Annotated in this window: 16 protein-coding genes and 1 rRNA gene; 4 read left to right on the forward strand and 13 right to left on the reverse strand. The window is 72.6% G+C overall.

What is annotated here, in order from left to right:
- Positions 1-29 precede the first annotated feature (29 nt).
- The 3 genes from ACWDAK_RS26120 to ACWDAK_RS26130 form a co-directional block, all read right to left on the reverse strand.
- Positions 30-1,472 (reverse strand): aldehyde dehydrogenase family protein, encoded by a 1,443-nt coding sequence (locus ACWDAK_RS26120; RefSeq protein WP_427395388.1) that lies wholly within the window; start codon positions 1,470-1,472, stop codon positions 30-32.
- Positions 1,473-1,642: 170 nt separating this feature from the next.
- Positions 1,643-3,214, reverse strand: a complete 1,572-nt coding sequence (locus ACWDAK_RS26125; RefSeq protein WP_344640495.1) for a PucR family transcriptional regulator — start codon at positions 3,212-3,214, stop codon at positions 1,643-1,645.
- A 166-nt stretch (positions 3,215-3,380) separates the two neighbouring features.
- Positions 3,381-5,429 carry an ATP-binding protein gene (locus tag ACWDAK_RS26130; protein ID WP_427395387.1) on the reverse strand — a complete coding sequence of 683 codons (2,049 nt, stop codon included), beginning with the start codon at positions 5,427-5,429 and terminating at the stop codon, positions 3,381-3,383.
- A gap of 229 nt (positions 5,430-5,658) precedes the next feature.
- On the opposite strand from ACWDAK_RS26130, the gene gabT reads away from it, so the two are divergent.
- Both gabT and ACWDAK_RS26140 read left to right on the forward strand, forming a co-directional pair.
- Positions 5,659-7,017 carry a 4-aminobutyrate--2-oxoglutarate transaminase gene (gene gabT, locus ACWDAK_RS26135; protein WP_344640497.1) on the forward strand — a complete coding sequence of 453 codons (1,359 nt, stop codon included), beginning with the start codon at positions 5,659-5,661 and terminating at the stop codon, positions 7,015-7,017.
- Between the two features lie 380 nt (positions 7,018-7,397).
- Positions 7,398-8,015 (forward strand): phosphatase PAP2 family protein, encoded by a 618-nt coding sequence (locus ACWDAK_RS26140; protein ID WP_427395386.1) that lies wholly within the window; start codon positions 7,398-7,400, stop codon positions 8,013-8,015.
- 87 nt (positions 8,016-8,102) lie between these two features.
- Here the strand turns inward: ACWDAK_RS26140 and ACWDAK_RS26145 are convergent, their stop codons facing one another.
- Positions 8,103-8,438, reverse strand: a complete 336-nt coding sequence (locus ACWDAK_RS26145; RefSeq protein WP_344640499.1) for a DUF2218 domain-containing protein — start codon at positions 8,436-8,438, stop codon at positions 8,103-8,105.
- Positions 8,439-8,660: 222 nt separating this feature from the next.
- Here ACWDAK_RS26145 and ACWDAK_RS26150 point away from each other — a divergent pair, with 222 nt between their 5' ends.
- Both ACWDAK_RS26150 and ACWDAK_RS26155 read left to right on the forward strand, forming a co-directional pair.
- A complete protein-coding gene (locus ACWDAK_RS26150) occupies positions 8,661-9,140 on the forward strand; it encodes a MarR family winged helix-turn-helix transcriptional regulator (protein ID WP_344640500.1) in 480 nt (159 codons plus the stop codon).
- Positions 9,141-9,263: 123 nt separating this feature from the next.
- Positions 9,264-10,163: a LysR family transcriptional regulator gene (locus ACWDAK_RS26155; RefSeq protein WP_427395385.1), complete on the forward strand. Its 900-nt coding sequence runs from the start codon at positions 9,264-9,266 to the stop codon at positions 10,161-10,163.
- 39 nt (positions 10,164-10,202) lie between these two features.
- Here the strand turns inward: ACWDAK_RS26155 and ACWDAK_RS26160 are convergent, their stop codons facing one another.
- From ACWDAK_RS26160 to rrf, 9 genes are all read right to left on the reverse strand, one after another.
- Positions 10,203-10,958, reverse strand: coding sequence for a ZIP family metal transporter (locus tag ACWDAK_RS26160; RefSeq protein WP_344640501.1), 756 nt, complete (start codon positions 10,956-10,958; stop codon positions 10,203-10,205).
- A gap of 295 nt (positions 10,959-11,253) precedes the next feature.
- Positions 11,254-12,849, reverse strand: a complete 1,596-nt coding sequence (locus ACWDAK_RS26165) for a restriction endonuclease (RefSeq protein ID WP_344640502.1) — start codon at positions 12,847-12,849, stop codon at positions 11,254-11,256.
- 317 nt (positions 12,850-13,166) lie between these two features.
- A complete protein-coding gene (locus ACWDAK_RS26170; RefSeq protein WP_344640503.1) occupies positions 13,167-15,188 on the reverse strand; it encodes a hypothetical protein in 2,022 nt (673 codons plus the stop codon).
- Between the two features lie 418 nt (positions 15,189-15,606).
- On the reverse strand, positions 15,607-16,254 hold the full coding sequence (locus ACWDAK_RS26175) for a YigZ family protein (RefSeq protein WP_344640504.1): 648 nt from the start codon (positions 16,252-16,254) through the stop codon (positions 15,607-15,609).
- A gap of 230 nt (positions 16,255-16,484) precedes the next feature.
- Entirely contained in the window at positions 16,485-17,771 is a 1,287-nt protein-coding gene (locus ACWDAK_RS26180; protein ID WP_344640505.1) for a DUF6986 family protein, read from the reverse strand.
- 288 nt (positions 17,772-18,059) lie between these two features.
- The gene (locus ACWDAK_RS26185; RefSeq protein ID WP_427395384.1) at positions 18,060-19,844 is read right to left on the reverse strand and encodes a DUF2637 domain-containing protein; all 1,785 of its coding nucleotides are present in this window, start codon (positions 19,842-19,844) and stop codon (positions 18,060-18,062) included.
- Positions 19,845-20,036: 192 nt separating this feature from the next.
- Positions 20,037-20,690 (reverse strand): response regulator transcription factor, encoded by a 654-nt coding sequence (locus ACWDAK_RS26190; RefSeq protein ID WP_344640507.1) that lies wholly within the window; start codon positions 20,688-20,690, stop codon positions 20,037-20,039.
- On the reverse strand, positions 20,642-22,069 hold the full coding sequence (locus ACWDAK_RS26195) for a sensor histidine kinase (protein WP_344640508.1): 1,428 nt from the start codon (positions 22,067-22,069) through the stop codon (positions 20,642-20,644). Before ACWDAK_RS26195 ends, ACWDAK_RS26190 begins: the two co-directional genes overlap by 49 nt.
- A 193-nt stretch (positions 22,070-22,262) precedes the next feature.
- Positions 22,263-22,355 (reverse strand): 5S ribosomal RNA (gene rrf, locus ACWDAK_RS26200); the annotation flags it as partial.

A 22,355-nucleotide genomic window follows, 5' to 3' on the forward strand; every position in this document is an offset into this window, starting at 1 on the left:
CCGCGGTGACGGGCTGTCCGCAGGACTTCTCAGAGGTCCAGGCCGGTGAGGACCATGACCTTCTCGTAGGTGAAGTCGTCCATGGCGTACTTGATGCCCTCGCGGCCGACACCGGAGTCCTTGACCCCGCCGTACGGCATCTGGTCGGCACGGAAGGACGGGGCGTCGCCGATGATCACGCCGCCCACCTCCAGCTCGCGCTGGGCCCGGAAGGCGGTCTGCAGGTCGTGGGTGAAGACACCCGCCTGCAGGCCGAACGCGGAGTCGTTGACGGCGGCGAAGGCTTCGTCCACACCGTCCACCTTGTGCAGCGAGAGCACCGGGCCGAAGACCTCGGCGCGAGCCAGGATCGCGTCGGCGGGCAGGTCGGCCAGCACGGTCGGGGCGTAGGCCGCTCCGTCGCGCGTGCCGCCGGTGAGCACCTTGGCGCCCTTGGCGACGGCGTCCTCGACCCAGGACTCGACCCGCTTGGCGGCGTTCTCGTCCACCAGCGGACCGACGTCCACGGCGTCGTCCTTCGGGTCACCGGTCACCTGGGCCTGGACCTTGGCCACGACCTTCTCCACCAGCGTGTCGTAGACCGCGGCGTCGGCGATCACGCGCTGCACCGAGATGCAGGACTGGCCGCCCTGGTAGTTGGAGAACATCGCGATCCGGGTGGCCGCCCAGTCCAGGTCGGCCTCGGAGGAGTAGTCCGCCAGCACGACCGCGGCCGCGTTGCCGCCGAGCTCCAGGGTGACGTGCTTGCGCGGCACCGAATCCATGATCTGGTAGCCGACCTTGTCGGAGCCGGTGAACGAGATGACCGGCAGCCGCTCGTCCTGGACCAGGGCGGGCATCTTCTCGTTCGGCACCGGCAGCACGCTCCAGGAGCCCGCCGGCAGGTCGGTCTCGGCCAGGATCTCGCCCAGCAGCAGCGCGGACAGCGGGGTGGCCGGGGCCGGCTTGAGGATGATCGGGGCGCCGACGGCGATCGCCGGGGCGACCTTGTGGGCGACCAGGTTCAGCGGGAAGTTGAACGGGGCGATACCCAGCACCACACCGCGCGGGAAGCGGCGGATCAGCGCGAAACGGCCCACACCCCCCGGGTCGGTGTCCAGCCGCATGGTCTCGCCGTTGGTCCGGCGGGCCTCCTCGGCGGCCCAGCGGAACACCGAGACGGCACGGCCGACCTCGCCACGGGCCCACTTGATCGGCTTGCCGTTCTCGGCGGTGATCAGCTGGGCGATCTCCTCGGTGCGCTCGGCCAGGCGCTTGGACACGTGGTCCAACGCGGCGGCACGGACGTGCGCCGGGGTCGCGGCGAAGACCGGCAGGGCGGCGGTGGCGGCGGCCACGGCCTCCTCGACCTGCGCGTCGGTGGGGACGCTGACCTTGCCGACCAGGCTGCCGTCAAACGAATGCCGGACCTCGAAGTCCCCGTCGCCGGACGCCCGGCGGCCGGCCAGCCAGAACTCATGGGTGGTGGTCACAGTCGTACCGGCCCTCTCCCTCGTCAACCTCTGTGCCCCACGGCCATGGAGCCAGAACCGAGGGTATGGGTCCCGAACGGCAAACCGGATTGGACACATCGTCCCAGTCAGTCCGAACGCCAGTACATGACGGCGAACCTCCAGTGCGCGGGCCTCTCGATCGCTCCCGCCTACTCCTCGCCCGCCCGCAGAGCCAGCCAGAGCTCCATCCGGACATCGGTGTCGTCCAGCGAACGGCCCAGCAGTTCCTCGACCCGTCGCATGCGGTACCGCAGCGTGTGCCGGTGCACCCCGAGGTCGGCGGCCGCCGCGTCCCACTGCCCGTGCCGGGAGAGCCAGGCCCGCAGCGAGGCGACCAGATCGCCCCGTGCCGTACGGTCGTGCTCCCGCAGCGGACGGAGCAGGCCCTCCGCGAAGGCCGTCACGGCCTGCTCACCCAGCAGCGGCAGCAGCGAACCCGCGCCGACCTCCTCGTGGTCCACCGAGCGGCGGCCACCGCGCAGCGCCACCGCCAGCGCCCGCTCCGCCTGGGCGAAGGCCGTCCCGGCCTCCTCCAGACCGGACGGCGCCGACACTCCCAGCGCCAGGCCGTCGTGCTCCTCCACCGCGCCCAGGCAGGCGCGGTGCGCCGCGCCGTTGTCCAGCGCCAGCACCGTCAGCCGCGGGCCGTGCGCCCCGTTCTCCCGGGAGACCAGCAGCCGCTCCCCGACCCGGCCGCCGGCCTGTTCGGCCCGCTCGCCCAGCTCGCCCAGCGCCTCGGCGGCCTCCGGCGCGGCCCCCGTCGACGCACCGGCCACCAGCACCCTGACGGTGCCCTCCGGCAGCCCGCCGAACAGGCCCGTCGCGACCTGCCGCGCCGTGTCGACCTCACCCGCCAGCACCATGCCCAGCAGCGCCGCACCCATCCGCTCCTCGGCCTGCCGCAGCTCGCGCGAGCGCTCCAGGGTGAGGGTGAGCAGGGCGACGGCGGCGTTGAGGACGTACCGCTCGGTCGGGGTGATCCGGTCCTCGGTGCCGACCGCCAGGAAGCCGCGGGGCCGACGGTCCGCCCCCAGCGACTGGACCACCACGTAGTCCTCGTCGGCGGTGTCGATCCCCGGGGCGCGGCCCTGCAGCGCGGCGCTGGACGGGGCCGGTCTACGGCGCAGCCGGTCCACCTCGGCAGCGAGCCGGCCGGCCCGACGGGCAGCCCAGTCCGGTGCCACCGCGGACAGCGCGCCCGAGCCGTCGTACAGCGCCGCCCAGCCGCCCAGCCGGGCCGCCAGCCGGCGCACCACGGCTGTGGCGCCGTCCTTGCCCAGCGCGGCCCGGGTCAGCTCCTCCTGGGCCTCGAAGCTGGTGGTCACCGCCTCGTACTGCTCGGCGGCCAGCGCGGCCGAGACCGTCTTGCTGATCGCGATGAACGGGGTCGCCTCCGGGACCCGCAGCAGCGGCAGGCCGCGCTGCGCCGCCGCGTCCACCAGCGCCTGCGGCACCTCGGTGTGCGAGAGGCCCACCCCCAGGCCCAGTCCCACCACGCCCGCGTCGGCCAGCCGGTGCACGTACGCCTGCAGCTGTGCGGCGGCCTTACCGAGCTTGATGCCGGTGGTGAGCAGCAGTTCGCCACCCTCGAGGAACGGTGTGGGGTCGTCCAGCTCGCTGGTGTGCACCCAGCGGACCTGCCGTTCCAGGTGGTCCGCACCGGCCAGGACGGTCAGGTGGAGCGAGGTGTTGCGGACGACGGAGGCGAGTGTGGGGGGCATGCCAACCTTCGGTGGTTTCGACCCGGGCGCGTCATTGCGATCAGGCGAGGGAGGATCTGCCTCCATTATGTACGCCTCGGACAAGCCGCAAGGCCGAATCCACCGCAGCGGAGTCCACCCGGACCGTCGGACCGTCAACCCCCTGACCCGGCGCGGCCGTAGCGGCTCAGCCGCGCAGGTCCACCAGCAGCGGCGGCACCTGCTCGCCCGCCACCGTGGTCAGCGAGATCACCGCGTGACCGGTGGGCAGCGCGTGAGCGAGCTCGGACGGGGACCAGCGGTGGCGCTCCACGTCGCGGGTGGTGACGCTCTGGGTTTGGGCGGCCGTCCCGGAGAGCGCCTTGCGGACGAACCGGCCGGAGCGGCGGAGCAGTCCGCCGGAGGTGTCCGGGGTGTGGGTCACCGAGGTCTCGGCGACCAGGTGCGTGCCCCAGGCCTCGGAGAAGAGCTTCCCGTCCCAGGGCGCGATCCCGGGGAAGGCCATCCGGCAGCCGACCGCCCCGAACAGCGGCGTGCGCAGCGCCTCGGGCAGGTCGACCAGGGTGCGCAGCAGCAGCACCGCCCCCGCGTTGGCAGTGCGCATCCGCTGCAGGCCGCGCACGGTGTGGGCGTCCAGCGCCGCGGAGGCGTCGTCCACCACCAGGCCCGCGAACAACGCCTGCTCCCGCCGCACCCCGGCGGCCTGGACGAACTGCGCCACCACCAGCCGGGAGAGCATCCGCGCCGCCTCGGGGTGGCTGTGCTCGGGCAGCTTGACCCGGACCCGCAGCGGGTGGTCCAGGACCCGCATGGCGAAGGCCGGCTTGCCGGGCCGGGGCCCGGGGAAGCACTCCGCGAAGGCCGGCCGGTCGAGCAGCGCCAGCCGGTCAGCGAGCAGCGTGCCCGGGTCGTCGGCCCGGCCGTGCTGACGCATCCGGTGCTGCAGGTCGGACTGGTGCCGGTCGAGCTGCCCGGCCTCGCGCAGCGCCTTCTCCAGCGCCGCGAAGCCGTCGGGGTCACCGCCGAGCAGGGCGCGCAGTTCCCGCACGCCCGGGTAGCGGCGGTAGGCGGCGTGGAAGGGGCCGACGATCTGCTGCAGGGCGGTCCTGGCGTTCTCGGCACGGGCCGACAGCTCGTCGGGGAGCAGCGCGTCGGCCAGCCGGGCGGCGGCCTCCTCCACCTCGCCGGCGGCACCGAACAGGTCGAGGCCGTACGCCGAAGCGGGGTCGCCGGGAGCGATCACCACGTCGTACCACTCGTCGGGCCCCAGGTCGGCGTCGGCCGCGCCGACCACCACCGCGCAGGCCGTCCCGGCCAGGGCCTGGAGGCAGAGCGCCTCGGCAACCGGGCGGGCCAGTCTGGCGGTCTTGCCGGTGCCGGCCGGTCCGACGGCGAGCAGCGAGGTGCCGAGGACGGCCGGGTCTAGGGCGAGTCCGGCGCTGCGGTGGGCCACCGGGTTCTTGATCACGTCCTGGGCGGTACCGAGCCGCAGCTGACGGGTGAGCAGGTCGTGTACGGCGCCGCGCCCGGGCAGGTCACGGGCCTCGGAGGGGTGTGCGCAGGCGGCGGCGCCGCGGGCGGCGACCTCCTCGGTGAAGGCGGAGAGCAGCTCGCCGTCACCGAGGACGGCCTCCCAGGCACGCTGGATCCGGACGTAGTCGACGTCGCCGACCGCCTCGGCGTCGAGCCGACGGGCCGCCACCGGAGCGCGGTGGCGCAGCTGTTGCCAGGGATCGGTGGGTCCGGTGGGCCGCGCGGCCTCGGCCGGATCGGGCTGCTCGTGGGTGACGGTGCGGGCGAGCAGCGGGGCGACGTAGCGGCGCCAGACCTCGGGCCAGCGGCCCATCCGGCCGAAGAGCCTGACCACGGCCGCGACCACGGCGGCGTTCACCGCGACCAGGGCGACCAGGGCGGTGGTCTGGTCGAGCCCGTTCAGCAGGCCGAGCAGTCCGGCGAGACGGAGGACGAGCTCGACGCCGTAGACGTAGGCGAACCAGGCGACCAGCAGGTTGAGCGCGGCGCGCAGCAGCAGCGGTCCGGCGGGGACCCGGGCGTCCCTGGCCCGGTCCGGGTCGGTGGGGCGGTAGCCGTGGCGGTAGACGCCTGGCGCCGCCTCGGGCCTGGGTTCACTGATCCAGGCGGTCAGATCGAAGGGCTGGCTGCGCTGCTGCGGTAGGGCGACCGGGGCCCGGTCCGCCGGTGCCGTCCACTTCCCCTGAGTGCCGTCCAGTCCCATGTCCCCGGCCCCGCTCCCTGTGCCCACCCGGCTGTGCCATACCCGTGCCGCCGAACCGGCGACACTCCCGCGCTCAATGTAGTGGAGCGGAGCCTCGCGCCCGCCGCTTCACGCGCGCTGGCCGCACAGGACAAGTCGGAAGGCGCACTGCTACCGAGTGGCGCATGCCTGAGCCCATGACACGGCCTTAGCCTGCGAGGACCGCGCCTTGAGAAAAATGGAGAACAGCATGAGTGCTGCAACGCCGCTCCCGCAGGAGCGCCGCCTGGTCACCGCTATCCCCGGCCCGAAGTCCCAGGAGCTGCAGGCTCGCAAGCTGGGCGCGGTGGCCGCCGGTGTCGGCACCACCCTGCCGGTGTACGTCACCCGCGCAGGTGGCGGTGTGCTGGAGGACGTGGACGGCAACTCGCTGATCGACTTCGGTTCCGGCATCGCCGTGACCAACGTCGGCAACAGCGCCGAGGCCGTCGTCGCCAAGGCGAGCGAGCAGCTGGCCGCCTTCACCCATACCTGTTTCATGGTGACCCCGTACGAGGGCTACGTCGCCGTGGCCGAGCAGCTCAACGAGCTGACCCCGGGTGACCACGAGAAGCGCACCGCGCTGTTCAACTCCGGTGCCGAGGCGGTCGAGAACGCGGTGAAGATCGCCCGCGCGTACACCAAGCGCACCGCCGTCGTGGTCTTCGACCACGGCTACCACGGCCGCACCAACCTGACCATGGGCCTGACGGCGAAGAACATGCCGTACAAGCAGGGCTTCGGTCCGTTCGCCCCGGAGATCTACCGCGTTCCGGTCGCCTACCCCTACCGCTGGCTGACCGGTGCCGAGAACTGCGCCGCCGAGGCCGCCGCCCAGGCGATCGACATGATCAACAAGCAGATCGGCGCAGAGAACGTCGCGGCGATCATCATCGAGCCGATCCAGGGCGAGGGCGGCTTCATCGAGCCGGCCAAGGGCTTCCTGCCGAAGATCGTCGAGTTCGCCAAGGCGAACGGCATCGTCTTCGTCGCCGACGAGATCCAGACCGGCTTCTGCCGCACCGGCCAGTGGTTCGCCTGCGAGGACGAGGGCATCGTCCCGGACCTGATCACCACCGCCAAGGGCATCGCCGGTGGTCTGCCGCTGGCCGCCGTGACCGGCCGCGCGGAGATCATGGACGCCGCGCACGCGGGCGGCCTGGGCGGCACCTACGGCGGCAACCCGGTGGCCTGCGCCGCCGCGCTGGGCGCCATCGAGACCATGAAGGAGCAGGACCTCAACGGCAAGGCGCAGCGGATCGGCGAGATCATGCTGGGCCGCCTGCGGGCGATGCAGGAGAAGTTCGACATCATCGGCGAGGTCCGCGGCCGCGGCGCGATGATCGCCATCGAGCTGGTGAATCCGGGCACCAAGGACGCCAACCCGGAGGCCACCGCCGCGATCGCCAAGGCCTGCCACGCCGAGGGCCTGGTCGTGCTGACCGCCGGCACCTACGGCAACGTGCTGCGCTTCCTGCCGCCGCTGGTGATGCCGGAGCACCTGCTCACCGAGGGTCTGGACATCCTCGAGGGCGCGTTCTCGATCGGCGGCGCCTTCACCGGCGCCTGATCCCGGGGTCCGGCCCCGCCGGCCCCTCGACGGAACGGGCCCGGTCCTGTGGACCGGGCCCGTTCCGTAGTTCGACCGCGGATGACCGCGGCGCCACAGGCAGTCGCCCAGCCGTGGAGGTTGCTCCAAGACTGGTGAAGATGCTGTGCGGAACCGGCGGATCTCCTCGGCCACGCAACGGCTTTGACGTACTGTCATGACAGATGGACAGCGAGCTGCAACCCTTCGCGACACCACCCGCCGCCCCACCCGGGGCGGCCGGCCCCGAAGACCGATCGACCGACCGTCCGGCCCACACCCCCCGGGGCGCACGGAACGGCGATCACCTCAGCCGCCCCGGAGCTCTCCCCCCTGCTCCGGGGCGGCTTTCTCGTTCTGTCGTGCCCCTGACACTCCTGGTGGCGCTGGCCGCGATCTCTTGGCAGGTCGCCGTCCACGGCCCGCTGCTCGGCCTGGACACCACCGCCCAGCGGGCCGTCCACGGGCTGCACCACCGGCTGCACAGCCCCGCCCTGGACCGCTTCGGCGTCCTACTGGCCGATCTGGGCGGCTCCGTGCCGGCCATCCCGGCACTGCTCGGCCTGGCCGGGCTGGCCGCCTGGCGGGAGTGGCGCACCGGCGTACGACGCTGGTGGCTGCCGCTACCCACGGCCGCACTGGCCGCCGTACTGATCCCGGCACTGGTCGTACCGGCGAAGAGCTGGTTCGCCCGGCCAGGGCCGCTCGGACTGCCGCTCACCCCCGACCAGTGGGGCTGGTACCCGTCCGGACACACCGCCACCTCGGCGATCGCCTACGGGGCCGGCGCCCTGCTGCTCGGCCGCACCGTGGCGGTGGCGGCCCGGCGGTGGCTGCACACGGCGACCGCGCTGCTCTGCCTGGGGGTCGGCACCGGCCTGGTGTGGAGCGACTTCCACTGGCTGCTGGACGTGACCGCCAGCTGGTGCCTGGCCGGCGTGGTGCTGTGGAGCCTGAACCGCTGGGCCGGACGCCGCTGACCCGCGGCCTCGCGGGCCCCCGTGCACGGGGAGCCCTCCGCACCGGGCACCCGCCGTTCCAGGACACACCGGGCGCCCGCCCGGCGCCTACTCGCCGGACGCGTCCGCGTTGCGGTGGACCAGGCCGGGCTCGCCGTTGTCGCGGCGCCACTCCACCACCAGCTCGTCGCGGGCGCCGAAGCGCACCAGGTGGCGCCCGACCACGTCCTCAAGGCCGGGCAGGCTCTCGGCCGCGCCCTCGACGGTGAGCAGCAGTGCCTCCGGCTCGGCCACCAGGGTGGCGGTACCGGCGGCGAAGACCAGCCGGCCGCGGCCGGCCTCATCGGACCACTCGGCCTCGACCCTGCGCCCGATATGGGCCGCCAGCTGCTTGCCGTAGCGTGCCGGACGGTCGGTGGCGACCCGGGCTTCGGAACGGGACATGCGCACTCCAGTGATCGGGGGATCCGCCGGGGCACACGGCCCGGGATCCTCGCGGGGATCTTCACGGTAAAGGTGAGGGTGCCCTTACCCGGAGCCACGCTAACCCAGATACTGAGTCTGACTCAAGATGTTATTGGGGCCATATTCCCCGTACGGCCCGATACCCTGACCTCACCCACCCCGGCCCAGGGCCGGGGGCACACCCCGAACCGGGAGCCCACCATGACAACCTCGCCCGTCGACACTGCGGCGGAGCTCGCCGACACGCTGACCCGGGCGATGAAGCGGATCCGGCGGCGGACCATGACCCGGCTGGAGCCGTACGGCATCACCCCCGCCCAGGCTCGCGCGCTCCGGGTGCTGGCCCATGCCCCCGGTTGCGAGGGCCGCGAGACGATGCGGCTGAGCGAGCTCGCCGACCACCTGCACATCGCCCCGCGCTCGGCCACCACGGTGGTGGACGCGCTGGAGGAGGCCGGCCTGGTCGAGCGCACCCCGGACCCGACCGACCGGCGCGCGGTCCGCGTGGTGCTCACCGCTGACGGCCGCGCGGCCCTGGAACGGATCCACCAGGTCAGGCACGAGGTCGCCCAGGAGTACTTCGCCCCGATCAGCCCGAGCGACCAGGACGCCCTGCTCCAGGCGCTGCGGACCGCCGAAGCGGTGTATGAGGCGGCGCCGCTCGGGGGTTTGGCGCGCTGACCACGGTCACCGACGGCGCACCGCCACCGTCGGACTGCGCCCGGCGGTGGCGGTGCGCCGCCCCCGGCCGGTCTGCTTCGACGGCCGGCCCGCGACCAGGGCCTCGCGCTCTAACATCACCGCATGCTGGATCTAGGAAGGCTCCGGGCCCTGCACGCGGTCGCGGTGCACGGCTCGGTGGGCGGCGCGGCCGCCGCACTCGGCTTCACACCCTCGGCGGTCTCCCAGCAGATCGCCAAGCTGGAACGGGAGACCCGGACCACCCTGCTGGAGCGCCAGGGCCGGGGCGTGGTCCTCACCGACGCCGCCCGGCGGCTGGCCGGAACCGCCGAGCAGGTCCTCGCCCTGGTCGAACAGGCCGAGGTGACGCTGGAGGAGCAACGCGGTCGGCCCTTCGGGCGGCTGATGGTCGCGGCCTTCGCGACCGGCGCACGCGGCCTGCTCCCGGGCGTACTCGCCGAGTTGCGCACAAGCTGCCCCGACCTGGACGTACGCCTGCTGGAGGCCGATCCGTACCCGGCGGCGGACTTGGTGGCCCGTGGCGAGGTGGACCTGGCACTGGTCCAGGACTGGCCGACGATGCCGCTCCCGGTCCACGAGGGGCTCTCCCGGATGGACCTCGGCGACGATCCGGTGGACCTGCTGCTGCACACCGGTCACCCGCTGGCCGGGCTGGCCGTGGTGCCGGTCTCCCGGCTGCTCGGACAGCGCTGGATCAGCGTGCCGCCCGGGAACATCTGCCACGACTGGCTGGTGCGGACCATGCGCGAGGCGGGCGACGAACCCGATGTGCGCTACCAGGTCGGCGAGTTCGAGACGCAGATCGCGCTGATCGCGGCCGGGCTGGGGGTGGGACTGGTGCCGCGCCTCGGCCGCGGGCCGCTGCCGCCCGAGGTGGTGGCCCGCCCGGTCGTCCCCGAACCCGCCCGGCGGGTCTTCGTCCTCTGGCGGACCCAGACCTCCCGGCGGCCGGCGGTCACCGCCGCGCTGGCGGCGATACGCGACCGCTGGGCGGCACGGTGACGGCGGGCCGCCCGGGCCGGACCGACGGCCCGACGGCGGTCAGTCCGCGTAGCCGACCACCAGCCACATGAAGCCCACACCCAGCAGCGTGCAGAGCAGGGTCGTGCGCGAGGGGTGCGGGCTGTGCGCCTCCGGGAGGATGTCCGAGGTCGCCAGGTAGAGCAGGAACCCGGCGAAGAAGCCCAGGTAGAGGCCGAGCGTGTGCTCCGGGATGGCGAACAGCAGCGTGATGGCGGCCCCGGTGACCGGCGCCAGCGCGTCCGCGGCGAGCAGCGCCACCGCCCGCACCCGGTTGTTGCCGTACATCCTGGTGACGGTGTAGGTGTTGAAACCGTCCGCGAAGTCGTGGGCCACCACCGCGACAGCCACCGCCGTACCCACCGAGCCGCCGGCCTGGAACGCGGCACCGATCGCGAAACCGTCCAGCAGACTGTGCCCGACCAGCGCACCGGCGGCCGCGAGTCCGACGCCCTGGCGGGCGCCGTGCGCGTGGCCCTGCCCGTGGGTGTGGGCCGCGTACTCCCCCTCGTGCCCCCGGTGGATGGCCACCGCGCGCTCCACGACGTGGATCGCCAGGAAGCCGCCCGCGAACATCAGCAGCGCCTGCGGTACCCCGTGGAGCTCCTGGGGCGCGGAGTTCAGCGCCTCGGGCAGCAGGTCGAAGGCCACCACCCCGAGCATCAGGCCGGCCGCGAAGCCGAGCACCAGATGCCGTCGGTCGCCGGTCCGCTGGGCGACGATGCCGCCGATCAGGGTCGTCAGGAAGGCGCCGGCAGCGACGAGTACGGCGGTCATCCCGTTCACTTCCCCGGGATCGAGGGCAGTCCGGCGGTGGCCCAGCCGGGCTGCCGTTCGTGATGGCCGGGCGGCTGCGCTGACCGCTGCCCACGGGCGAAGCCGGCCCGGCCGGGCCCGGTCGCGCCGGACCCTGCGCCAAGCCTGCCGTCGTCCGCGCACCCCGGCGCGTCGGAGAACCCGTCAGGGTGACTGCGCACGGTGGCCGCCGCCGACGGCGCCCGGGCCGTGCGCGGTCGGCCGGGTACGCGGCCGGCTCGCCGAGCTCCGTCCCGAGGCCACCGGCCCGCCTGCCTTACGCGAGCGGCAGTCCGAGGTGCGTCTGCGCCAACTCCCGTACGCCGTCGCCGTCCACCAGGTGGATCTGCTGGTACGGCGCGGTGCCCGCGAGGTCGAGCGCGGCCTCGGAGAAGCGGCCGCTGGTGAGCCTCAGGCCGCGGTCGGCTCCCTCCTCCCGGACCGCCTCCACCAGCGTCCTGAGCTCCTCCCCCGCCACCGGATCCGACCCCCGGGAGGCCCAGACCACCCAGCGACCGGGCAGCGCGCTGCCCGGCGCACCCTCCCCGATGGCGACCAGCCCACCCGCGCCGCGCAACCGTACGCTCCAGTCGGCCAGCCCGCCCCGGGTGAACAACTCACGCACCAGGTAGGCGAATTCGTTCGGCGAGAGCTCGTCCGTCGAAGGCACGGCGGAAGCGGCGCAGCCAATGGGCTCGACCGCGGCGAGCGCATACGGATCGGGACTGACCGCGGCAGCCAGGTCACGCAGCCGGACCAGCGCCTCGTCCTGCTCGGCATCCGCGTAGACGCCCTCGCCGTACCCGGCGCCGTAGCCGTGCTCCACCGGCTCCGCACCGGCCGGATCCAGCGGGAGCAACCGGGTACGGGCCAGGGCGTCGCGGTCGGCGTCGACGCTCAGCAGGCAGAGCGGCTCACCGGTGGGCGTCTCACGCAGCCAGCCGTTGAGGACCACTCCGGCCAGTATCTCGTCGGTGTCCACCGCGTCCGCCGCTTGGAGCGCGCGCAGCGCGAGGCGGGCGGCCAGCCGCAGGTAGTCCGCCGCCCGGTCGGCCGACGGACGGGGCACCGGCTCGATCTCGCCGGCCGAGGTCAGCCGGTAGCCCGACAGCGAGGGCACCCGGTCCAGCGGAGGCAGGTCGAGGTCCAGCACTGCGGTCCGGGTGAGCGGCCGGAACACCGCCCGACAGGGGGCGGGCAGGTCCTGGGTGGCACCCTCGGCCGCGGCGAGGGCCCGCTCCAACAGCGACTCCACGGCGGCCGGTTCGGCCAGCCGGTAGGCCCGACGGCACTCCTCCAGCGTCTCGTTGTACTCGCGGACGGCCCGCGCCCGTGCCTGCTCGGCCTGCTCGTGCGCCGCCCTGGCCACCAGCGCGCCGGAGTCGGCGGCCTCGGCCCGACGGGTGCGCCACTCGCGCAGATCGCGCTGGTGGCGAAGCCGGGCCTGAGCCAGTTCACGCTGATATCCGGAGTCCAGCAGGCGGCGGGACGGAGCCTCGTCCGGGCCGGTGGCGGGCGGCTCGGCCGGGGCGTAGTCCTCCCAGCGCGGTTCGGTGTCGTCGGCCTCGTCCAACTCCCCGGCCTGGAAGGGGCGTGGCTCGTAACTGCGCAGCTGGCTCTCGAAGTCCATGGCGGAGACCGGGAGCGCTGCTCGGCGCAGCAGGCCGGCGAGACGCTCGTGCTCGGCCTGGACGGTGAGCGTCCGGTGGTGGGTCAGGGCGGCCGCGCGGGCGTGCGCGGCCACCGCCTCCTCCTCCGGTGAAGCCCCGTGTTCGGGCACGTCTGCTCCCAGATCGCGGAAGACCGAGGCCAGGAAGCCGGGTTGGAGGGGCGTGGCACTACCGTCCGGCTGGCCCTCGGGTGAGTTCCGCATCGACCGTCGTTCCCCCATGCTCGTGCGCCCGGGCCTGCCCACGCCCCCTGACCCGCCGCACTGCCCGCCGCCCGGACGTGCCGGTCGGCGCTGCCTGCCCAGCGGCGGTTCCTGTGTCGGGTCGGCTGATGCCGGCCAGGGGCCGCATGGTGACGGCCCCTGGGCAGCATTGTCCACCGTTCGGGCGCTCGGGTCAGCCAAGCTCTTCAGTTGGTGGGGTTCCGGCCTCCGATCTGGACAGGTGTCCGGTTGCACCGACCGGATCCGGCCGGACGGATCCGGTCGGAGTTATGGTGTCGCCGCCCGCTGCCGTGGTCTCAGTTCGTCCTGGTGTTGGTGAGGTGGAGTCCGATGTAGCCGACGTAGATCCGCCCGCTGCCCGAACAGTCATCCAGATAGTGCAGCCGGGGAGCCGTCCGGCCGCCGCCGATCCGCAGATGCGCGCCCATGAACGCGCGCCTGGAGGTGTCCACGCACTCCGGCACGGGGAGCATCCGCTCGCGCTTCCACTTGGTGTGACTCTCGACCGTGCGCGACTCCCCACGCACCGCCTTGCGCGGCGGAAAGCGGTGGCAGCCGGGCGGCGTGTGCTCGCACCACTGTTTGAAGTCGCCATGGGCCTCACCGCGCACGGCCGCCGCCGCGTACTCCTGAAGGGCCGTCAGCCCGTACCAGGCGAGCCGCGCCCAACCGGCCCCGTCGGACTGGCCGTCCAACGCTAGCGCCTCCTTCTGGTCCCCGGTGAACTCCACCAGCGAGAACTCCCCGAACCGGCCCACGAGTTCACTGAAAGTGGCGGGTGCCGAGTCCAGGTACCGGCCGACCTCCAGGTCCGCACCCCGTACCCGGTCGAGCTGGTCCGGGACGGTGACCGCGCACAGCCTCCCGCCCGGCGTCACCACCCGCACCTGCACCGCCGCCCGCCGGAGCGCGCCGTACTGCTCCTCGGCCTCGCCCGAGTGCTCCCACCGCCGGTGGGTGTGCGGGCTGCGGCCGAACAGCTGCAGCTGCAGCTCCTCGGCGCAGTGGTGGGCCACTGCCTCGGCCACTGCGGGCGACTCGGCCGGGCCGGCGCGGCGGGGCTGCGGTGGCTGTCGCAGCTGCTTCGACTGCGGTGGCTGCTGTGTTTGTTGTACCTGTTGCGCCTGCTGTGCCTGCTGTGCCTGCCAAGTGTCGCGGGTCTGCTGAGCCGGCACGGCAGGCTCCGGGCGGGCGGCCTTCTTCGCCTCGATGGGGACCTGCAGTGGCGGCACCACACGCAGCAGGGGCACCGGGGGAAGCTCTGCAGCCAGTCTGCGGGGCTCACGGGCGAGCAGGGCGGCCGCGCGCCGGATGTCCTCCTCGATCCGCTGCCGGGCCAACACCGGGTGGCGGCTACCGTCTCCCCGGGACGCCGGGTCGACCTCGGGCAGGTAGGTGCGGACCGCGCCGCCGTACACCTTGTGGTACTCCAACGCGACGTTGAACAGTGGGAGGGCCGCGTGGTCCAGCACGTAGGACACGGCCAGACCGGTCAGTTGGCGCACCAGTGGCTCGACCGTACCGACGAACCAGTCGTCGACCGGGACGCCGGAGGGGATGCTGGCGACCACGGTGGGGAGGCGGCGCTCGGGGTCGCACAGCTCGTCGATCAGGGCGTCGAGGCCGGCCGGGGTGATCAGCCGGGCTGACGGACCGACGGTGGCCGGTCCGTCCGTCGCATCGAGCAGCGGAAGAAGCCTGCGGGCCAGCTCGGGGACCTGGGCCCGGCCCACCGTCCTCACCCCAGGGCCGGAGGCCAGGTGCTCGGCCTCCAGGCGGACCCAGGTCCGGGGGGTACCCAGGTCGTCGGAGTCGGATGTGGTGGCAGCGGTGAACGGAGTGGCGGTGGCTATGGTGAGGGTCAGTTGGTGCGTGCCGTGCGGAGCAGGGGTACGGAGGCGGCGGCGGGCGTAGTGGCCGATGGTCGGGCGCTCCCCCGGCGGCTCGGGTGGCTCCGGCGCCGCCCTGTGCGGCGGGAGGACGGCCGAGCGTGGCGGATCCGCCAGGAGTGCCCGGTCGGCCCGGACGGACGCGGGAGCCCGTAGCGGGCCGAAGTCCCGGTCCAGCAGGATTCGTTCACCGAGGCGGAGGCGTTCGATGGACGACGGCGGGTCGACTACCCAGGGCGCTTCCGCCCTCGACGGGGGCTCCTCGCAGCCCTCTTCCTTCAGCCAGGCCGCCAACTGCTGGTCCGCCAGGGCGACCGTCTCCTGGTACGGCCGTGGAGTGGTGACCGTCATCCGATAAGGCACGGCATGGCCGAACTGGCCGGGCGGATCGGACGTTTGGCCCTTGGACGGGGTGTGCTCCGGAGTCATGCGCGGTACCTCCAGTGGTGCGGTGGTGGGATCTGAAGTCCTCCATCGATGATTCGGTCTACGGAATCCGCCGGACCCGGCGCCGGGGAGCGGATCCTTGCTCTGGGGAACGCCATCCCCGGTAGCGGAGTTCCAACTCCTGGCATTGTTAATTCGTTCGAGTGTCATACGGTCTTCGTGCGCACGTCACAAGGCCGGAAGGTGCGAGCGCCCGGGCTCATCCGCGCTCAAGCCCCCGCCGGGAACCGGGTTCGGGGGCGACGGCGCGGGCCGAGACCGGGCCGCACGAAGGGGCAGGCCAAGTCGCACGCCGGAGCGGGATCCCGCGGGCGCGGCCTCCGACCCGGGCACCCGCTTCGACCCGCCGCCCGGGCGGGGGATTCGATGGGGCCCCGGGCGGCCGTCCGGGACCCCGTTCTCAGACCGGGACTTCGACGAATGCCCGCCCGGACTCCACCGCCTCGGCTCCGCCCCCGGTCGCCTCCGCGAGCCAGGCGTGAAAAGCCGTCAGCTCCGGCTCGGGCACTCCGACCTCGATCCGCACCCCGGCCGCCTCATAGGCCAGATCGCGCACCACGTAACCAGCCGCCCGCAGATCGTTCTCCAGTCGGCCCGCCCGGGTGTGGTCCACCGCCACCACGAGCAGCAGCACAGGACGGCGCTCAAGCAGCCCGACCGAGTCGATCGCCTCGGAAACCGCGCTCCCGTACGCCCGTACCAGGCCGCCCGCGCCGAGTTTGATCCCGCCGAAGTACCGCGTCACCACGGCGACCGTGTCGGTCAGCCCACGTCTGCGCAGGACCTCCAGCATCGGTACCCCGGCCGTACCACCTGGCTCGCCGTCGTCGCTGGAACGCTCGCGCGGCTGCTCGCCGCCCACCACGAATGCCGTGCAGTTGTGCCGGGCGTCCCAGTACTGCTTCCGGATACCGGCGATGAAAGCCTGCGCCTCGTCCTCGTCGGCGACCCGGGCGAGGTGGCAGATGAACCGGGACTTCTTGATCTCGATCTCATGGGTGCCGGAGTGCCGGATGGTCAGGTACGGCTTCGGGCTCGGCTCCGACATGACGGGGTGGATCTCCGTGGCTGGAAAGGGCGGAGAGCCGGCGGCTCTCTGTTCGACCCCGCCAGCTTAACCACCGGTCGGCACCAGTCCTGGACGCTACCGGGCGGGACCGGTCCCGGGTGCCGTCGGGCGGGACGGTCGCGGAACCGAGCGGGCCAGTCGCGGAAGCGGACGGGCGGGAACGGTCGCAGGGCGGGCGGACGGACCCGCCCCCTGCGCCGCCCTGCGGGTCAGCGGCCCGCGAGCAGGTCCAACCGCTCGCGGTCGAGGCCGGTCAGCTCGGCGACCTCCGCCGGGTCCACCGCTCCGCAGTCCAGGCCGCGCAGCACGTAGCCGCTGAGCGCCCTGGCCGTGGCGGGCTCGTCCAGCACGTCACCGCCGGTCTTCGCGACGTACGCCGCGAGCCGGGCCGCTGCGACTGCCAGGCCCTCTCGGTAGAAGGCGTACACGGCGGCGTAGCGGGTCGGCAGGTGGGCCGGGTGCATGTCCCAGCCCTGGTAGTAGGCGCGGGCCAACGAGCGCCGGACCAGGTCGTGGTGCAGCTTCCAGGCCGCGTGCACCTGCTCCGTCGAACCGGCGGGGATCACATTGGTGGAACCGTCCGACAGACGCACCCCGGTACCGGCGGCGGCCACCTGCATCACGGCCTTCGCGTGGTCGGCCACCGGGTGGTCCATGCTCTGGTACGCAGCACTGACCCCACATGCGGCGCTGTAGTCGAACGTGCCGTAGTGCAGGCCGGTGGCCCGTCCCTCGGCCGCGTCGATCATCCGGGCGACGGTGGCCCGGCCGTCCGGGCCAACGATGGCCTGGGTGGTCTCGATCTGGACCTCGAAGCCGATCCGCTTCGCGGGGAGGCCGGCCCGCCGCTCGAAGTCGTCCAGCAGGCGCACCAGCGCGGTGACCTGTTCCGCGTACGTCACCTTGGGCAGGGTGAGCACCAGGCCCTTCGGTAGACCGCCCTCGGCGAGCAGCGTGGCGAGGAAGAGTTCCAGGGTGCGGATGCCCCGGCCCCGGACCGGTGCCTCCATCGACTTGGCCCGGACCCCGATGTACGGCGGCGCGGTCCCGTCCGCGACGATGGCGGCGACCAGCCGCGCGGCCCGGACGGCGGCGGCGTCCTCCTCCGCGTCGGGACGCGGGCCGTACCCGTCCTCGAAGTCGATCCGCAGGTCCTCGATCGGCTCGCGCTCCAACTTGGCGCGCACCCGGGCGTGCACGTCGGCGAGCAGCTCGTCAGCGGGGACACCGAGCGCGGCGGCCAGCTCGGCCGGGGTGGCGGCGTGGGTGTCGAAGGCCAGCAGCGCCTCACGGCCCCAGGTCCGCACGGTGTCGGCAGCGAAGGCGTCGGCCGGCACGTACACCGTGTGGACCGGCTGTCGAGTGCCCGGCTCACCCGGGTAGCGGCGGGCCAGCTCGGCGTCGACCGGCGCGAGCAGGGCCGCCACGGCAGCTCGGGCGGCGGTCGAGAACGCCGCTCCCTCGGACTTGCTGCCGTCCACCTCGGCCTGCGACATCGGAGCTCCTCCATCTGCAGACATTCAACATTTTGTTGACGCGAAGGTAGTGGCAGTCCACGCGGACGTCAATGGCCGCCGGAAAGCCGGACGGCGGCCGCACGTGGTGCGCGGCCGCCGTCGATCGCGGGCCTGCTGTGTGCTGCCGCCGTCACGCGACCGGTGGCGTCGGGTCGCTCTCGTCCCGGGTCTCGCCGGTGGTTCGCGCCGGCCTTCGAGGCGCGCCTGCTCCGGTTCTCGCGCCGGCCTTCGTGGCAGCCGCCGCGACAACCGTCACGACGCCCTGCCTCAGTCCCGGCCGGAGGCGACGTACCGGTCCTGGAGCTGGTGCCAGATCCTGTCGACCTCGGCCTGGTTGACCGAACCGTCCGGGCGCGAGCCGACCAGCCCGAACTCGTCGGACAGGTACTGCGCGAACCGCTTCGGCTGCGGGTGGTGGCCGTACTGGTCGATGTAGCCGATCAATGCCTCGAAGCAGACATCGGGGTCGAGCGGGGTGGCCGCGGGACGGCGGTCCTGCTCCTCCTGCTCGGTCACGGGTGCGGTCTCGGGCGCGGTGTCGGACACCGCTTCGGCCCCTGCCGCCTTGGTCATGTCGGCCGCCGCTACGGTCGTGCGCGCGATCGACTGGGCGTCAGTCATCGGCGTCTGAAGGGAAATCGGCTGGTCGGAGAGCGCGGTCACGGGCAGAGCGGTCTCGGTGACGGCATCGGGCACCAGCTGCTCCAGCCGGACCGGTCGCGGCCCCCGCGGCCCCGGTGTGCCCTGGGCAACCGGGCCGTTGGCAACCGGGTGCTGCGGGCCGGCCGGCTGCGCGGCCGTCGGCCGAACCGCCGCGGCGGCTCCCGTGCCGGCTCCCGCCACGGCTGCCAGCGGCACCTCGACCACCGGATCCGTCTCCTGGGGCGCCGGCCGGGGGTCACGCGGAGGCTTGAACCACGGCGACGTCTGCCCGGGCATCCTCGCCCCGTTGGCCGCCCCGCCCTGCTTCGCGTTCGTCGGGACGACGCGCGCGGCCCAGACGTTCAGCTCAGACTGAACCGGGGCCAGGGGCGTCTCCTCGCCCGCCGGGTCATTGGCGTCGCGCAACCGCACGGCTGCGAGCTTCGCCAGGGTGGGCACCGCAACCGCCGCCGACACCGCTGCGCCGGGCACCGCGGGTTCCTGTCCCTCCGCGACCTGGGCAGCCCCCGCCGCCGTACCCGTGGCCGACGCACCCGTGGCCCGGGCGACCGCCGCCTGAATCGCAGCCGCCTGCGCCTGTGCTTGCGCCTCCGCGGGATCGGCGTACGCGGTGGCCGGGTGCCCTGCCTCGAGCTGTCCGACACCGGCGTGCGCGGCCTGGACCGGCTGGGCGGCAGTCCCGGACTGGGCCGCCGACTTGGCCGGTCCGAGCGGGCCGTCGATCCGGTCCAGGATGCTCGGGTCGAGCGGGACACCGTACTTCGCCAGCTTCAGCGGCAGCAGCGCCTGGAACGGTGCCGACCGCCGCCAGCCGCGCCCGTAGCGGAACCGCAGCTGTGCCCGGTACACCAGTCGGTTCTGCTCCAGCCGGACGGTCTCGTCGTACGAACGCAGCTCCCAGAGCTTCATCCGCCGCCAGAGGCGGAAGGTCGGTACTGGAGAGAGCACCCAGCGCATCAGCCGCACCGACTCCATGTGCCGGTCCGCAGTGATCGCCGCGATCCGGCCGACGGCGTGCCGGGACGCCTCTACCACCACCACGAACAGCACCGGGATGACCGCGTGCATCGCCATCCCGAGCGCGTCCCCCCAGGAGGCCGCCGCGTTGAAGGCGATGGTGGCGCCGGTCAGCAGCCAGGCGGTCTGGCGTAGGAGCGGGAAGGGTATTCGGAGCCAGGTCAGCACCAGATCGAGCGCCAGCAGAACGACGATCCCGGCATCCACGCCGATCGGAAAGGCATACGCGAACGTGCCGAAGCCTTTCTCCATCGCCAGCTCGCGCACCGCGTTGTACGAACCCGCAAACCCGATGCCCGAGATCACGCAGGCGCCGGCCGCGACCACGCCGAGCAGAGCACGGTGGGCGCGGGTAAGGGATGGACGTGCCATTCGTTAATCAACCCCTGGGACTCGGCTGCTGCCGTGCGCGACTGTCGCTGCCGGATCCACACTCATCATCGGGTACGGGATCACTGCACGGGTACGGGATCGCCGCACGACCGACCGTCTCGGCCAACCGGATACTACTCGGAAGCGCGTTCCAACCACGGCCTGCCTCTGCTCGGACCCGGGTTTGAGCGCCTACGAAGGAGCGCCGTTGAGGTGCGCCAAGACCGCCAGGACACGGCGGTTGGCGTCATCCGCGGGGGCCAGTTCCAACTTCGTGAAGATATTGGCAATGTGCTTGGCCACCGCGCCGTCACTGATGCTCAACCTGGTCGAGATCGCAGAGTTGGAACAACCTTCAGCCATCAGCTCCAGCACCTCCCGCTCCCTCGGCGAAAGTCGCTGGAGCGGCTCCGAACGGGCCCGGCTCTGCAGCAACTTGGCAATCACATCCGGGTCCATCGCCGTACCCCCGGCCGCCACCCGCCGGACAGCATCGATGAACTGTCCGGCATTGAACACCCGGTCCTTCAGCAGGTACCCGATCCCACCGGAGCCGTCCGCCAACAGCTCGCGCGCGTAGAGCTGTTGGACGTGCTGCGAGAGGACCAGTACGGGCAGACCGGGTATCTGCCGCCTGGCGGTCAGCGCCGCCTGGAGCCCCTCGTCGGTGAGCGTCGGCGGCAGCCTGACGTCCACCACCGCGACGTCAGGCCGCTGTTCGAGCAGAGCCGCCAGCAACTCCGGGCCCGTCTCGACCGCCGCCGCGATGGTGAAGCCATGCGCCTCTAGCAGCCGGGTCAGGCCTTCTCGGAGGAGGTAGAGGTCCTCTGCGAGGACAACACGCACGGCAACTCCATGGTGATCGTGGTCGGACCGCCCGGCGGGCTGCTGAGCGACATGACTCCGTCGAAGGTACCCAACCGCTTCTCGATTCCGCGCAGCCCGCTTCCACGCCCCGGATCAGCTCCGCCGTACCCGTCGTCCGTCACGGTGATCCGCAGCTGACCGGCCCGGAACAGGATGTCCACCCAGACCTGCTGAGCGCCGGAGTGCTTGGCCGCATTGGCCATCAGCTCACTGACGCAGAAGTACGCCGCAGCTTCGACCGGCGCCTCCGGCCGGGCCGGCAGGCTTACCGTCACCTCCGTGCTCTGCGCGTTGTCCAGCGCAAGCGCCCGCACCGCGTCGCCGAGCCCACGCTCCGCCAGCACCGGCGGATGGATACCGCGCACCAGATCGCGTAGCTCCTGCAAGGCCTTGGCGGAGGCCTTGCGGGCATCCGCCAGCAACTGCCGTGCGGCCACCGGGTCCGTCTCCATCAGGTGCTCGATCGTGCCGAGCGTCATCCCGATCGCCACCAGTCGGGCCTGCGCCCCGTCGTGCAGATCCCGCTCGATCCTGCGAAGCTCCGCCGCCTGGCTGCCAACCGCATCGGCCCGCGAGGTGGTGAGGTGCTCCACCCGCCTGGTCAGCCTGGCCTTGTCCCAGCCGTTCGCCGACTCCGGATCGAGCATCCGCTGCATCCACGGCCCGTACCGCCGAATCGCATGCGGTGCTGCCAGCAGACCGCCGGCCGCGGCAGCCAGACCTACCGCGGCGACCGCCATGTCCCCCAGGACAGCCTGGAGTGAATAGACGGTAGATGGGTTGAAGTCGCCGTAAGCGGCCGTCAATTGGACGATAGCCGTGATCACCCCGACCAGCAGCAACCCCAGGCAGGGCACTGCCAGGACCAGGGCCGCCGCCGCATTCGCTGGCAGCCACTTGAAGTCACGCCAAGTCTGCGGATCCATCGCCACCGTTCGCGCAGAGAGGGCCAACTCGGCCGTCCTCCTGTCCCGGTGGTAGGAATGTCCCGTCCACCAGTGGCCCCGCTCGTCCTGTGTCGGGCTCGGGGTCGCCACATAGCGTTGCGGAGTTCGCATGCCGAACCACGACTCCGCCCGGTACCGCGACCAGCGGGTGTTCAACCTGCTTCCCCACACCAGCCCCACTGGCCAAGCAAGCAGGCCCAGGAAGGCGATCAGCGGATCGGCCTGCCCGTCGGCCGACTCCGCGAACAATCCGTGAATCGGAAGCACTGCCCACATCAGCAGCACGAACGACACCACCCCGGCCTGAAACACCAGTTGTAGGCATCGAAGCTGCGCATGCAGCCCCTCCACTGCCCACTCCCGCCCCACGCCCGTCCACCTGACGACCGTCGGCACGCTCTGACTCGTCATCCGGACCCTCCGCTCGTTCTGTGCGCTTCGGGTATCAGTCTCACCAGGCCTCCCCCGCCGGCGCACTGGCCCCTGGGCCCGACTTTGGGGTGGACCTAGCACCACCCCCAGCCATCGGCATGAAAAGAGAGAAAATGGAAAAAGCCGTAGCCCCCAGCCAAGAAATGACTGGGGGCTACGGCTATTAAAATTTGTTCGGCGGCGTCCTACTCTCCCACAGGGTCCCCCCTGCAGTACCATCGGCGCTGTGAGGCTTAGCTTCCGGGTTCGGAATGTAACCGGGCGT

This window comes from Kitasatospora sp. NPDC001175 (assembly GCF_053598215.1).